The organism is Paraburkholderia sp. SUR17, assembly GCF_029536165.1.
GTDB lineage: Bacteria > Pseudomonadota > Gammaproteobacteria > Burkholderiales > Burkholderiaceae > Paraburkholderia > Paraburkholderia kururiensis.
In genome coordinates this window covers 2675420-2689128 of record NZ_CP120509.1, presented here as the reverse complement: position 1 = coordinate 2689128, position 13709 = coordinate 2675420, and the positions used below count along the sequence as shown (strand labels likewise).

Sequence of the window (13709 nt, the reverse complement as noted above, 5' to 3'; positions counted from 1 at the left end):
TCATGAGCAATACCGATTTTCTGCTGGCGATCGAAGACCTGACCGTGTCGTTCGACGGCTTCAAGGCCATCGATTCGCTGAACCTCTATATCGAGTCCGGCGAGCTGCGCGTGGTGATTGGACCGAACGGCGCGGGCAAGACCACGTTGCTCGATCTTATCTGCGGCAAGACGAGGGAAACGGCGGGCAGCATCAAGTTTCGCAACGAGGAGATTACGAAGCTTGCCGAGTTTCGCCGCGTGCGCAAGGGCATTGGTCGCAAGTTCCAGACGCCCTCCATCTACGAGAACCTCACGGTGGCGCAGAACCTGGAGGTGTCGTTTCCGCGTGGTCGGTCTGTGTTCGGTGCGCTCGCTTACCGCGCGGACGACGAAGTGACGGACCGCGTGTGCGCGGTGGCCGAGGAAATCGGCCTTGCTGCGTCGCTTGATCTTGAAGCCGGCCTGCTGTCGCATGGCCAGAAGCAATGGCTCGAAATAGGCATGCTGCTCATGCAGGATCCCGAACTGTTGATGCTTGACGAGCCCATTGCGGGCATGAGTGTGCGCGAGCGCGAACTGACGGCCGAGCTGCTGGACCGCATCTGCCGCAACCGCTCGATGATCGTGATCGAGCACGACATGGCGTTCGTGGAACGCATCGCCCACAAGGTCACGGTGATGCATCAGGGCAAGATTCTCGCGGAAGGGCCCATGGCGCAGGTGCAGGCCGACCCGCGTGTGATCGATGTCTATCTTGGCCACTGAGTTGGCGTTGAACGGAGGACAGATCATGCTCGAAGTAGACGACCTTGTTGTGAGCTACGGCCAGAGCGAGGTGCTGCACGGTATCGGCTTTTCCGTCGGAAAGGGCGAAAGCGTGGCGGTGATGGGCCGCAACGGTATGGGCAAGACGACGCTCTTCAAGGCGCTGATCGGCATGCTGCCGGCCAATCGCGGCACGGTGCGCGTGAGCGGTGCGGATGTGTCGAAAGACGAGAGTTATCGCCGTGTGGCCAAAGGCATTGGGTATGTGCCTCAAGGGCGGCAGATTTTCGCCTCGCTTACCGTGGAGGAGAACATTCGGACGGGGCTCGAAAACGCGGCGTCTCAGCAGGTGCCCGACGATCTCTACGCGCTTTTTCCTGTGCTGTTCGACATGCGCCGGCGCAAGGGCGGCAATCTCTCGGGCGGTCAGCAACAGCAGCTCGCCATTGCGCGCGCGCTCGCCACCGACCCGAAGGTGTTGCTGCTCGATGAGCCTACCGAAGGCATTCAGCCGTCGGTCATCAAAGACATCGCGAAAGCGCTGAACCAGATTCGCGCAACGCGCGACATCGCGATCGTCGTCTCGGAGCAGGTATTGAGCTTCGCGCTCGACGTGGCTGACCGGCTGTTCGTGATCGAGGGCGGGCGCTTCGTGCATCAGAGCACCCGCGACGCCGGCGACACGGGTCGCATACGCGAATACCTCTCTGTTTAGCCCCTAACAAGTACGTGGATCAAGGAGTGATTGCAATGGCTGAAACGCTCATCAAGGTCGATCTGAACCAGTCCGCCTATGAAAACGAACAGGTTCACAACCGCTGGCACCCGGACATTCCGATGGCCTGCTGGGTGAACCCCGGCGACGATTTCGTTCTGGAGACCTACGACTGGACCGGCGGTTTCATCAAGAACGACGACAGCGCCGACGACGTGCGCGATATCGATCTCTCGATCGTCCATTTTCTGTCGGGACCGGTTGGCGTGCATGGCGCGGAGCCGGGCGACCTGCTCGTGGTCGATCTGCTCGACATCGGTGCGAAGTCCGACAGCCAGTGGGGCTTCAATGGCTTCTTCTCGAAAACGAATGGCGGCGGCTTCCTGACCGACCACTTTCCGCACGCGCAGAAATCCATTTGGGATTTCCACGGGCTCTATACGAGTTCGCGCCATATTCCGGGCGTCAACTTCGCGGGGCTGATTCATCCGGGGTTGATCGGCTGCCTGCCCGACCCGAAGCTGCTCGAAACGTGGAACGCACGCGAGACGGGGCTGATTGCGACGGCGCCCGAGCGCGTGCCGCCGCTCGCGAATCCGCCGTTTGCCGCAACGGCGCATATGGGCAAGCTGGCCGGCGAGGCGCGCGACAAGGCCGCTGCCGAAGGCGCGCGCACTGTGCCGCCGCGCGAGCACGGCGGCAATTGCGACATCAAGGACCTCTCGCGCGGATCGAAGGTGTTCTTCCCCGTCTACGTGGACGGCGCCGGCCTCTCAGTGGGCGACCTGCATTTCAGTCAGGGCGACGGCGAGATCACGTTTTGCGGCGCGATCGAGATGGCCGGCTGGGTGCACATGCGCGTGAACCTGATTAAAGGCGGCATGGAGAAATACGGCATCCGCAATCCCGTGTTCCAGCCAAGCCCGATTACGCCTGCCTACAACGACTATCTGATCTTCGAAGGCATTTCGGTGGACGAACAAGGCGGCCAGCACTACCTCGACGTGACGGTGGCGTATCGCCAGGCGTGCCTCAATGCCATCGAGTATCTGAAGAAGTTCGGCTATTCAGGGGCGCAGGCGTATTCGCTGCTGGGGTGCGCGCCGGTGCAGGGGCATATCAGCGGCGTGGTGGACATTCCGAACGCATGCGCGACGCTGTGGTTGCCTACGCAGATCTTCGACTTCGATATCCGCCCGAACGCTCAGGGACCGGTTCGTCACGTGCAGGGCGGTGTGGACATGCCGTGCTCGCCGGATCTCGTGAAGTCATGAACCGCTGATTGATTCGGAGCCCGATATGCCGATCTACGACTTCGAGTGCGCAAATTGCGGGCCGTTCGCCGTCATGCGACGCATTGCAGACCGCGATATGCCCTGCCGTTGCACGGATTGCGGCGGCGAGGCATCGCGCGTGATGACCGCGCCTGCGCTCGCATTGATGGCGGGCGCGAGCCGCATCGCGCAGGCAACCAACGAGCGTGCGGCTCACGCGCCGCGCCAGTCCGCGGACGGGCCGCCGCTTCGCCACCGGCCTGGCTGCAGTTGCTGCTCCAGTGGCCGCACGCCGCTTGCCGGTGCGAGCGCGCAGACGTCGGCAGCACTCAAGCGGCCGGCGGGGCGCCCGTGGATGATCAGTCATTAGCCGCTAACCACTAACCACAGCGCGAGCCGTTGCGACGGGCCGCGCACCCGGATTACGCGTCTTCAAGGAGAAACGAGTCATGCGACATGGTGATATTTCGAGCAGCCGTGACTGCGTGGGTGTTGCGGTCGTCAACTACAAGATGCCGCGCCTGCACACGAAAGCCGAAGTGCTGGAGAACGCGCGCAAGATTGCCGACATGGTGGTCGGTATGAAGCAGGGGCTGCCTGGCATGGACCTCGTCGTGTTCCCGGAATATTCGACGCACGGGATCATGTACGACCGTCAGGAGATGTTCGACACGGCGGCCACGATACCTGGAGAGGAAACCGAAATATTTTCGGCGGCGTGCCGCAAGGCCAACGTGTGGGGCGTATTTTCACTGACCGGCGAACGGCACGAAGCCCACCCGGACAAGGTGCCGTACAACACGCTGGTGCTCATCGACAATCGCGGCGAGATCGTGCAGAAGTATCGCAAGATCATGCCGTGGACGCCGATAGAAGGTTGGTATCCCGGCGACCGTACCTATGTGACGGAAGGGCCGAAGGGCATCAAGATCAGCCTCATCATTTGCGATGACGGCAACTATCCGGAAATCTGGCGCGATTGCGCGATGGGTGGCGCGGAACTCATCGTGCGCTGCCAGGGGTATATGTATCCCGCCAAGGAGCAGCAGGTGATGGTCGCAAAGGCCATGGCGTGGATGAACAACACGTATGTCGCGGTAGCGAACGCGACCGGGTGGGACGGCGTGTATTCGTACTTCGGTCATTCGGCGATCGTCGGCTTCGACGGGCGCACGCTAGGCGAATGCGGCGAAGAAGAAATGGGTGTGCAGTACGCGGAGCTATCGCTCGGCATGATTCGCGACGCGCGGCGCAACATGCAGTCGCAAAACCATCTGTACAAGCTGCTTCATCGCGGCTACACGGGAACGCTTCATTCCGGCGACGGCGCCGACGGTGTGGCCGCATGCCCGTTCGGGTTCTACCGGAACTGGATCGAAGACCCCGAAGGCACGCGGCGCGCGGTGGAGGCACTCACGCGCACCACGCCCGGCACGGCGGAGTGCCCGATAGAAGGTATCCCGCACGGCGAGTAGAGCCTTGGCCTCGGGCTGCGCAACGCTGGCGCAGGTTCGTTGCGTGCGGAGAAGAGCGGGCGGATTTCCGGTATCGGCCACAAAACGCCACTCAGCGGGGTTGTCGGTCTGACGCTAGAGTGTCGGCTTCACCTCACATCCCGGCCGCTCGTGCGCGGCGAAGTCCGGAGTAGTTCTCGGCCAAGCTGGACGTTTCGCCATCGGTCAACGCCCGAGCGTCCGATCGGTCTATCATTCGAGGCGTATCGACTCTGGAGCGGTTTATGGTACGCCAGCTTGATTCCGACGATTTTCGCGCCCGCCGAAAGGTGCTGGAATCCGACGATTTTGCTTCGACGGATGGCGAGCCCGATCCGCCGCCCTCTGATTTGATCTCGGAGGAAGCGTGGGACGGAATCATGACCTTACCCGACGACGTCGCGATCCGAACGACAAGTCACTTGGGTGAATGGGTCGCGCTGCTTTACCACCTGTGGGGGGGATGGGTGGAGTCCTTCCCGCGCCGATCGATCATCGTGGATGCGATGCTAGATTGCGCCGATGACTTTTCCGCGGCGCTCTTCAACCTAGTCCACGGCTATTACAAGCAGGCGATCGGCGCGCTCAGAAATGCACTGGAGACAACGGTCCTCGCGTGCGAGTGCTCCTTGTCGGGATCAGCGGATACGTGGCACGCGTGGCAGAGTGGCGAAGAGATCGCGTTTCGCAAGACACTGCCGAAGCTCGCCGCCACCGCCAAGTTCACTGAGCTTGAGGCGCGCGTGCGTTTGCTGACCGGCGGCGGCCTCTTTCCAGAGGCCGAAAATAAAGATGGGATCGCATGGGTCCGGAACCTCTATCAACGCTTGAGCAACTTCTCGCACGCGCGAGGCGACTCGACCAACGGCGTCCTGTGGCAAAGCAACGGCCCGGTTTACAGCGAACAGGGCATGCGGACGTCCTGCCATCTGTATCTGGAAACCTACGCCTTGCTGGTGCTATTGCTGAAGGTGACGTGGAGACGATTCCGGGTGCCGGGCGCGTCGCGGCACCTGTTTAAGCTTTCCAGCCTCCAAGTATTTTGTCCTGAGCCCTTCCCACGCGTCTGTGAGGCGTATGCGATGGCCATTGACCGGATGTGAGGCACCGGCGACAGCGGGAGGAGCTGCGGAGCATTACGCGATGCCGTAGCGGTACTCCCGTTTCAAGAATGCCTCCGGGCCGCCCTCAAGCGCAAGCAACTTCCCGCGGTGTTCGAGATTCTCGATTGTGACGCTTACGATCTTGGTGGACTTGTCGCCTCCCATTTCCAATACGTGAATCAATTCCGCGTCACCATTTACCACAAAGTTAGCGTTGTGTGTGGCGAAGATGATTTGCCTGTTAAGCTTCGCCTTCTTAACCAGTTCGACTAAGTAATTGGCTATAAGAGCACTATCCAAGTGTGCCTCGGGCTCGTCGATTACAATGGGGGTGTTCCCCAGTAACAGCAAGATAACGATGACGGTCGTACATCTTTGGCCGAATGATGAACTCTCGACTGGCTTGCCATCGTATGAGACGCGAATCCTGCCGAAGGCTCGATGATCCATCAAAAGCTTCTCCGCCTCGACCTTCAGCAGCTCAAAATTCAGTTCGCTGGAAAAGTGATCACGCAATAGCTTGGCAGTACTCCTTTCCTCAGGTAGTTTTGAGAGGAAGTCCTCTGGCGTGGTAAGGCTCTTGAGATCGACACTTGACAGCATCGTGTGGAGGTGATCGATACGTGGTGCTTGCCCACCGCCCTGTTCCACTCGCTCCTGTATGCGCTTGAGCATTGCCTGCTTAAACTGCGCATCATCAAATTCATAGCGCAGCTCGATAGGTTTGACTTCCTTTCCTAGGCGCGACAGTGTGTCATTGAGTGGCATGAGAAGCTTTGTCACAACGCCAACGCGCTCGGCGATTAGCTCGCGTCGGCTCTTGAATTCGGCGAGGTGCTTCTCAAGTTCCGATGCCTTTGCTTTTTGCGCAGGAAGCTCCTGCTCGATCTGAGCGATGCGCTCATTGGCTTTCCCAACGTCAAGCAGGTTTTCCTGCGACAGCCCGCGGCCTTTGAGGAAGTCCTCGAGTTTCTGGGTGAGCGCGCCTACTTGCTCCGTCAAGGTCGTCTCGCGCGCGGAAGCATCAGCCAGCTGGGGGCGAGCCTCGACTGGAACAAGGAGCTCGTCAATGGCCTTTTGAATGGCGAAAAACTCCGTCTCGTAAAGATTCGGTGTCTCAGAAGGGGGGAATTTTTGCTTTTGGCATGCAGCCCTGAGCTCTTTGAGGAGCGATTCCAACCGCGAGCGCCAGGTCCTAAGCCCTTGCAGTTCCTTGTTGGAGGTGCCCAAGTCTGAATTAAGTTGAGTATATTCAGGATTTTGGAAGGAAGCGATAAGAGCCCTATCAGTAGCCAGTTCTTTTTCGGCGTTGGCTAGCGTGGTGGCCAGCGTATGATGCTCTGCCAGTCGCTGGCCATGCGCCTCAGCCTCATCAATGGCTGATTGAATCGCCTCATCGACAGCGGCAAGCTTCCCCTCAGGGTCGCGCTTTGATAAGCGCTTGAATATCGCCTCGGTGAAACCATGGGGAGCGACGGCAAATTGCTCGATCTCGTTTTGCTGCAGGAACTCAACGACCTTCTGTTCCGCGTCGCCGTCGATGGTGACGCAGCTTGCAATGTCAGTCATCTTCGCTGGCGTTAGGCTGTTGTCCTCAAAAAATTTTGTCCGGCCCGGATCAAGTTTCTCATGTAGCAGATTGAGGAGCGTGCTCTTGCCCGAGCCGCGACCACCGATGAGGCAGGTGAGGTAGGCACTGAAGACAATCTCAGTTTTCCCGCGAAAGCAGAAGGGGTCAGGTTGACTTCCAGACACGGTGTTGCTTACAAGCTTGGCATCATCTGGGAAATTCAGTACGACGTTGCGAATCGCGAACAAGGGCTCTAGGGGTTTTTCAGCTGAAATTTCAACGCGACTGATCGGTTCATAGTAAGCGCTAAATCCGCCACACGTCGTTAGGTGACGTGTTACCGGGTAACATATTTCAGATCGATAGTTACCGGGTAACGAAGGAGATGCGAGATGACGCAAACGACGGCGCAGCGGCAAGCGGCTTATCGGGCAAGGCGCGAGACGGCAGGCAAGGACGGCAACGGTGATCGGCGTCTGGATATGTGGGTGAGCACGGAAGCGAATCTTGCTCTGACGCGGTTAGCTCGCCGTTACTCGGTAACGAAGCGCCAGATGCTGGAGCGGTTGATCGCACGGGCCGACGACGCGATCGTGCGCCGACTCGATCCCGATTCGGAACAGTGGGACCAATACTTCGGCCCGGCGCGATAGGGACCGGAGTTACCCGGTAACGGCTTGCTGTCGAGCGAAGTTGAACGGTAGCAGGTCGCTAATATCGGCGTCCGGCGCACGCTGCGGCAATTGCGTCAGCACGTGCAGCAGATAGGCGTGAGGATCGACGCCGCAGGCTCGACACGTGAGCATCAGGCTATAGACCATCGCGCTCGCTTTTGCGCCGTCGACCGTATCGCTGAAGAGCCACGACTTTCGTCCGGTCACAAAGGGCCTGATGTCGCGCTCGATGACGTTGTTATCGATTGGGGACCGGCCGTCCTCGACATAACGGCTCAGATACCGCCATTGCCTGAGACAGTAGCCGATCGCCTCGCCCAGCAGGCTCTTTGGCAGAACCTTCGGCGCGAGCTCGTCGAGCCAGGTCTTAAAGGCATTGAGCAACGGCACGCTGTGCTGCTGGCGCAGGCGGTACCGGTAATCGGCCAGCGTCTCGCCTTCGGGCAACGTCTGCTTGGCGAGCGTCTCGACTTGATACAGCGCCTGGAAGAATTCGAGCGCCTTCGTGATGCGCGGGCTCGGTTTGTTCTTCTGTCCTTTGAGCGCGTCCGTGAACATCCGGCGTCCATGCGCAAGGCATCCGAGGTGCGTGGCCGATTTAACCGTTCGCCACGCAGGCCAGCCGTCCGTCATCAGCGTGCCCGCGTAGTCTCCGAGGAATTCCTTCGGGTACTGCTGGCCACGCCCCGGCTGGTACTCGAACAGCACCACCGGCTGCTCGCTATCCTCGGCGCTTCGGTAGACCCACATATACGAGGTGGACTGCGCGTTTCGGCCGCTTTCCTTCAGGACCTGGACGGTGGTCTCGTCGCCGTGAATCAGCCACTGGCTTAGCAGAATCTTCTTGAGCGCCTCGAACAGGCGCGTGTAGTGAAGCTCGGCGGGGCGGATGATCCAGTTCGCCAGCGTGCCGCGGCCGACCGCGATGTTCGAGCGCGCGAGCACGTCTTCCATCCGGTACAGCGGTGTGCCGTCGACATACTTGCCGGCCGTGACGGCGGCGATCATCGAGGCACTGGCGTGACTGCCCGGCAAAGGCTGCGCCGGCATCGGCGCGACCACGATCGGCGTGTGCGTGCCATGACGCTCGCAGTGCCGACACGCGTACTTGAAACGCGCGTGCTGCAGCACAGAGACCTTGACCTCCATGTGCAACTGTTCGCTGATTTCCTCGCCCATCCGATGCATGGCCTTGCTGCAGCACGGACAGATCTTCTGCTCCTCGGGCAGGTCGTACTCGATTCGCTCGCGCGGCAGATCCGCGGGCAGCGGCTTGCGGCCACGCTTGCGCGGTTCCGGCTGACCGGGTTCCGGCAACCCGGTATCGGGCAGCGCCGACACATCGCCGTCGTCCTCGTCGGCCGGCTCGGCTTGGGCTGCTTCCTCGGCCTCGTTGAACACGCGGTCGCGGCGCTTCTCGCTCTTGGGCGCGTACTGTCGGGCCAACGCGAGACGATATTGCTCTTCGAGCGCATCCAGGCGCCGGGTCAATTCGTCGATCCTGGCGTCACGCTCGGCAATGACCTGCGCATCGGCCGCCACCCGTTCCTCCAGCTTGTGGATATAGGCCTTGGCGGTGCGCGGAAGTCGGGGGAGATCGGGAGGAGACATGCGCTCAACGATAGCGGATCGCCGAGCCAAATAGGTTTACGCGAATTTGTAACAGCTAAAGCCGCCGTTGTTTACCGGCAACGGCGGCGATACCCTGCTTCAGCTCGCGTGGCAGTACTGCCGCGCTGGGTGGCGGCGCACGGCGTCGATATCGACGCCGTCGAGCAGCAGGTGAAGCTGCTCGGCCGTCAGTTCGATCACGGCTTGCTGACGGCGGGGCCAAACGAAACGGTCGGCCTCGAGGCGTTTCAATAGGAGCCAGAATCCGGCCCGGTCATACAGCAGAAGTTTCACGCGATCGCGTTTGCGGTTGTGGAACGCGAAGACGGCTCGCGCAAGCGGATCGAGCTGCATCGACTGCTCGACCAGCGTGACGAGGCTGTTGATGCCGGCACGGAAGTCGATGGGCTCGCGGTGCAGGTAGATCTGCAGGTCCGCGTCGAAGCGGAACATCAGCGCGTCCCCAACGCTTCGATCATCGCCTTCACGAGCGCGCCATCGTGTGCGGCGCATTCGAGCTGCAGCGTCACGCCGTTGGGCAACTGCGCTGATAGTCGCGCCGGCGTCATTGCCTTCGCCGAGTCGTACCTGTGAGACGTTCGCCGTACGTTCGCCGGCTCGGGGTTCGTGCGCATCGGCGCCACTTCGTCGACCGTGACGACCGGCACGAATGCGGACGGCAACGGCTCGACGCTCGCCGTCGCAGCAGCGGCATTCGTGCGTTCGCGCAATTGAATCCACTTATGCAGCTGGTTCGCGTTCACCCCAGCCTTCAACGCCAGTCCGGCAATTGACGCGCCCGGTTGCCGGCAGGCGTCAATCAGCTTGCGCTTACCCTCGGCGTCAAACTTGCGCTTGCCCGTCGCCGTCACGCCCGTCACCCGCAGCGGAAGGAAATCAACTTCGTTCTGTGTCATCGGTTGCGTCCGCAAGTTGTAGTTGCGGACGCAAGCCTGCGCTCGTTCAGCTTTCGATTCTAGGTGGGGTTAAATTCGCGCTTACGGTTCATAGATCGTTTGTCGCAGGCCTTCAAAAGTTGGATCGGCTTTGATCCAAGTGATGCGGTTGCTCGGGAATACGCCATAATCAGCAATCTTGTGGGCGTCGCTGCCCGAAATTGCCGGCTTGGGCTTGCCACCCATCGTCTTGACGAAATTGGCTAGGAACTTGCGATTCTTGTCGGTCTCGCGTCCAAGGAAGAGGTCGATATTATCTGGGTTGCGTGTCTCAAAGATATCCGCCGACTGCATGAAGTAGTTGTCGTCGTGCGGATGCTTCTCCTAATCAAGTTCCGCCAGCCCGTCTGATGTATCGTAGGGCATTATCACTAGGCAAGTATCCGGCGGAATTCGTTTGATAGCATCGCACAGCGATTCCCGAGTCACCAATGCTGTCATGCTCCCAAGCTGGAGCAGTTTCTCCTCGTTCTTGAGATCAGCCTCTTGGAATCCATGAATCTTCGCCTTGCTTGGGTCGAGGCTGCGCGCGTATTCAATTAATGCCTCATCGGACAGCGCGCGGGCATAATTGTTGCTTGAGCGGATTTGAAGCGCTGACTTGAAGTCGTTGAGATTCTGCGTCGTCAGCGCGTCAGAGAGGAGCACATGGATGTTGAGGCGAAAATCCACTGGGGCCTCAATGCGCAATTCCATGCCCGGAAATATTGCCTTGGGAACTTCAAATTTGCGCCCTGCCAAGCGCTCCTTGATGGCTAGATAGCCGTCGAACGTCCAGTAATCCATGATTCCGAAGACCGCGACATCGCTTTCGACTATTTTTTTTATCAGTTGATCAAGGATCTTCTCGCGCTCCTCTGACGGTAGCTTCTTGATATTGGTCCCTTCGTTCCAGTGGAACGAGAACGGCGTGTGAATATGCAAATCCCACTTGCGCCACGCCGAACCCCTCGGATCATTCATACCAGCCCCCTTTCTGATACTTGTTCGCGGAACAGTCTCCCAGCGCATGCGAGCAACAGGCAATTAACGATTTCGCCACGCCGCCAACGGCAATATCAGAATTATGCCTGATGCGGCTGCGGGATGATGCTGATCGGACTTGCATGATTTCATCTGCCGTCGAACGCGGAATCCGAACAGTTTTCCGAGGAGAGGCCACGTGAAACCTGTCCTGGGTCTCGCGCAGTCGAAAGGCTGGGATGGCGAATGTTCAACGCGTACGGGGAAACGACTGGCTGTTGGGCACTCAAGAACGGCCGTCTATTCAACGGTGATCCGAATGACGGCAACGGGTCGATGACGGCCAGAAGGGGATCGATCTCTGGCGAGCATTCTATGCAGTCAGCATCGACCGGCGTCGGCCAATATAAGACATTCAACACACGTCGCGGGATCGGCGAGAATCGCTGCGAGCCAAACATAATTCCGCGCGGCCACGTCCACTGACCAGAGAAACGTTTGCCAGCGATTCGGTGCAGATTATCTGCCGCCCGAGGCGAGCCAAAAGGTGGGGAATCTCGCTTGGATTCCTTGAAAATATGCCGCTCCACGCACTTCGTATCCCCGGAAAACGGTACGTGCGGTTGGTATATCTACGGTGGCGAGTACTCAACCGACGCTAACTTCTATCAGCCCATGAGCGGCCGTTCAGCGAGCCGAGGTGGGCGCCCAAGTACAATGACGGTTTGTAGCTGGCGACGCACAAATAGGTCACTGCCCGACTATATACCGGCCGGATGAGCGACGTTCCTTTCGTCGTTGGATAGAAGGAACGTCGCTTCTGCGAAATGAATGAACATACAAATGCGGGTGCGACTGTGCTTCGCGTTGAACGACAGAGTAGACAAAGGAGTGGGGACACACAGTGGAAAGCTTCAACTACATCTCCTTCGGTAACTGGGAATGCATCGAGGGAAACGTCAATCGCGTCGTCATGGGCCGGGGGCGCATGTTCGAGTACACGCCGTCCGACACCGAAAAGCGGCTTGAAAGCCTCGACTCGACGGCGATCGCCTTTCTCGAAAAATTGCCGACCTTTCTGTGCAGCGAGACCAAATCAAATCAAAACACCGTCTCCATGCTCATCAAGTACGGTCGGATTTCCGGCATCACGCCCGGCCCGAAGGAAGTGTCCACCACTTTCGAGACATTGATCGATTTCGGCGAGGTCGAATTCGACAACGTTAAGGAAGCCCGGGAGGTCTTCGGCGCGGATCGGTTTCAGCTCCATCGCACTCACTGGGCAGTCCGCGAAGGTGACGCGCGGGAGGTGCTGGACCGATTGACAAAACTTAATCCCGCTCTTGCTCCTCACCTCGCGGAGCAAGACATGCCCGCTGATGACGGCGCAGAGATCCAGCCTCCGCCACGCGACAAGAAGATCCTCGGTGTCGCCGACAGTGTGGAGTCCTTCCTCCAACTGCTCTACGGCTCGCCGGGAAGAGCCAAGACTGAGACCTTCTTCCGAGGTCACAGTAATGCTCGTTATGAGCTAACGCCGTCATTGCTGCGCAAATGGGACAACGGCGACTGGCAGTTTATGCCGAGCGAGGATCGACTCTGCAAGGAGCTACTGATTGCGCATCACGATGAGTTCAGCGGCGATCAGTTTTGCTTCGACCGGCTTGTGCGCATGCAGCATTACGGCTTGCCTACGAGGCTGCTTGACATCTCCGGCAACCCACTGGTGGCGCTCTTCTTCGCCTGCTCCTTTGAGCCGGACCAACCGGAAATTGACGGTGAGGTCATCGTCTTTCAAGTCTCGTCGGAGCTGGTGAAATACTATGACTCGGATACCGTCAGTTGCCTTTCAAATCTCTCCAACCTGACGTATGCCCAGAAGAATGAAATCGATCTCAGCCTCGGCAAAGAAGACTTCAATGAAACGGATGTCGCCGGAAAGTTGCTCCACCACATTAGGTCCGAGAAAGGCTTTTTCGAGGGGCGAATCATCCCGGACGATTTAGGGTCCATTGTGTGCGTGAAGGCCAAGCGCACCAATACGCGCATCAAATCGCAGTCCGGCGCCTTCCTGCTCTTCGGGCACGAGGCGACGCTTCCCGATGCCGGCCAAGGTGGGATCGAAATCAGCCGGGTCACCATCCGGGAGAAGGCGCACATTCTCGAACAGCTTGACCGAATCAATATCAATGCAACGACCGTATATCCCAGCATCGACCAAACCGCTGTTCATCTGCGGGATCAGCATCGGTCCCCGCGACCTGTCAAAACAGACACTAACGCTGCGCCCAACAATTCTGAAACCTAACGGGACAACTAGGAGCTAACCGTCTGCTGTCCTTGAGATGGTGGAGCGAACCGAGGTTTGACGTGCCCCGCCCGGCGAAAGGTCGCTTGCCGGGCCAACTGCGATCGTTCAAGCCTGTCGCCAAATGGACGTTCGAGCCGTCTAATAATTACCAGGTGTAATCGCAATGTTCCCCAGCTCTCTTACATCGCATTTTCACGAAAAATCTCATGAATGGTTCCAGTATCCGCGGAACGAGGCTCCGGCCACGACGTTTTTGCGCCGCATTGCGGAGATATGCGAATCGATATCTCACT

14 protein-coding genes are annotated in these 13709 nt (G+C 59.1%); 8 read left to right on the top strand and 6 right to left on the bottom strand.

From position 1 onward, the window contains the following. The first annotated feature begins 2 nt into the window (after nt 1-2). From urtD to P2869_RS29215, 6 genes are all read left to right on the top strand, one after another. Nucleotides 3-746 (top strand): urea ABC transporter ATP-binding protein UrtD, encoded by a 744-nt coding sequence (urtD, locus tag P2869_RS29240; protein ID WP_017774841.1) that lies wholly within the window; start codon nt 3-5, stop codon nt 744-746. Between the two features lie 25 nt (nt 747-771). After that, on the top strand, nt 772-1461 hold the full coding sequence (gene urtE, locus P2869_RS29235; protein WP_126879022.1) for an urea ABC transporter ATP-binding subunit UrtE: 690 nt from the start codon (nt 772-774) through the stop codon (nt 1459-1461). Nucleotides 1462-1496: 35 nt separating this feature from the next. Further along, nucleotides 1497-2735 carry a formamidase gene (gene fmdA / locus P2869_RS29230; RefSeq protein WP_277598790.1) on the top strand — a complete coding sequence of 413 codons (1239 nt, stop codon included), beginning with the start codon at nt 1497-1499 and terminating at the stop codon, nt 2733-2735. A 25-nt stretch (nt 2736-2760) separates the two neighbouring features. Beyond that, nucleotides 2761-3105 (top strand): zinc ribbon domain-containing protein, encoded by a 345-nt coding sequence (locus P2869_RS29225; RefSeq protein ID WP_277598789.1) that lies wholly within the window; start codon nt 2761-2763, stop codon nt 3103-3105. A gap of 79 nt (nt 3106-3184) precedes the next feature. After that, entirely contained in the window at nt 3185-4210 is a 1026-nt protein-coding gene (locus P2869_RS29220) for an aliphatic amidase (protein ID WP_199540453.1), read from the top strand. 263 nt (nt 4211-4473) lie between these two features. After that, nucleotides 4474-5331 carry a hypothetical protein gene (locus tag P2869_RS29215; protein WP_277598788.1) on the top strand — a complete coding sequence of 286 codons (858 nt, stop codon included), beginning with the start codon at nt 4474-4476 and terminating at the stop codon, nt 5329-5331. A 33-nt stretch (nt 5332-5364) separates the two neighbouring features. Here P2869_RS29215 and P2869_RS29210 read toward each other — a convergent pair whose 3' ends face one another. Further along, nucleotides 5365-7149 carry an AAA family ATPase gene (locus P2869_RS29210; RefSeq protein ID WP_277598787.1) on the bottom strand — a complete coding sequence of 595 codons (1785 nt, stop codon included), beginning with the start codon at nt 7147-7149 and terminating at the stop codon, nt 5365-5367. A 144-nt stretch (nt 7150-7293) separates the two neighbouring features. On the opposite strand from P2869_RS29210, the gene P2869_RS29205 reads away from it, so the two are divergent. After that, nucleotides 7294-7554 carry a hypothetical protein gene (locus P2869_RS29205; protein WP_277596575.1) on the top strand — a complete coding sequence of 87 codons (261 nt, stop codon included), beginning with the start codon at nt 7294-7296 and terminating at the stop codon, nt 7552-7554. 9 nt (nt 7555-7563) lie between these two features. On the opposite strand, the gene P2869_RS29200 is transcribed toward P2869_RS29205, so the two are convergent. The 5 genes from P2869_RS29200 to P2869_RS29180 form a co-directional block, all read right to left on the bottom strand. Further along, nucleotides 7564-9186: an IS66 family transposase gene (locus P2869_RS29200; protein WP_277596574.1), complete on the bottom strand. Its 1623-nt coding sequence runs from the start codon at nt 9184-9186 to the stop codon at nt 7564-7566. A 99-nt stretch (nt 9187-9285) separates the two neighbouring features. After that, a complete protein-coding gene (gene tnpB / locus P2869_RS29195; RefSeq protein ID WP_055347105.1) occupies nt 9286-9639 on the bottom strand; it encodes an IS66 family insertion sequence element accessory protein TnpB in 354 nt (117 codons plus the stop codon). Next, the gene (locus tag P2869_RS29190) at nt 9639-10103 is read right to left on the bottom strand and encodes a transposase (protein WP_277596573.1); all 465 of its coding nucleotides are present in this window, start codon (nt 10101-10103) and stop codon (nt 9639-9641) included. Before P2869_RS29190 ends, tnpB begins: the two co-directional genes overlap by 1 nt. An 81-nt stretch (nt 10104-10184) precedes the next feature. After that, the gene (locus P2869_RS29185; protein WP_277598786.1) at nt 10185-10436 is read right to left on the bottom strand and encodes a hypothetical protein; all 252 of its coding nucleotides are present in this window, start codon (nt 10434-10436) and stop codon (nt 10185-10187) included. Between the two features lie 30 nt (nt 10437-10466). Further along, nucleotides 10467-11105, bottom strand: a complete 639-nt coding sequence (locus tag P2869_RS29180; protein ID WP_277598785.1) for a hypothetical protein — start codon at nt 11103-11105, stop codon at nt 10467-10469. A gap of 904 nt (nt 11106-12009) precedes the next feature. Here P2869_RS29180 and P2869_RS29175 point away from each other — a divergent pair. Then, nucleotides 12010-13413, top strand: a complete 1404-nt coding sequence (locus P2869_RS29175) for an FRG domain-containing protein (protein ID WP_277598784.1) — start codon at nt 12010-12012, stop codon at nt 13411-13413. The last annotated feature ends 296 nt before the right edge of the window (nt 13414-13709 follow it).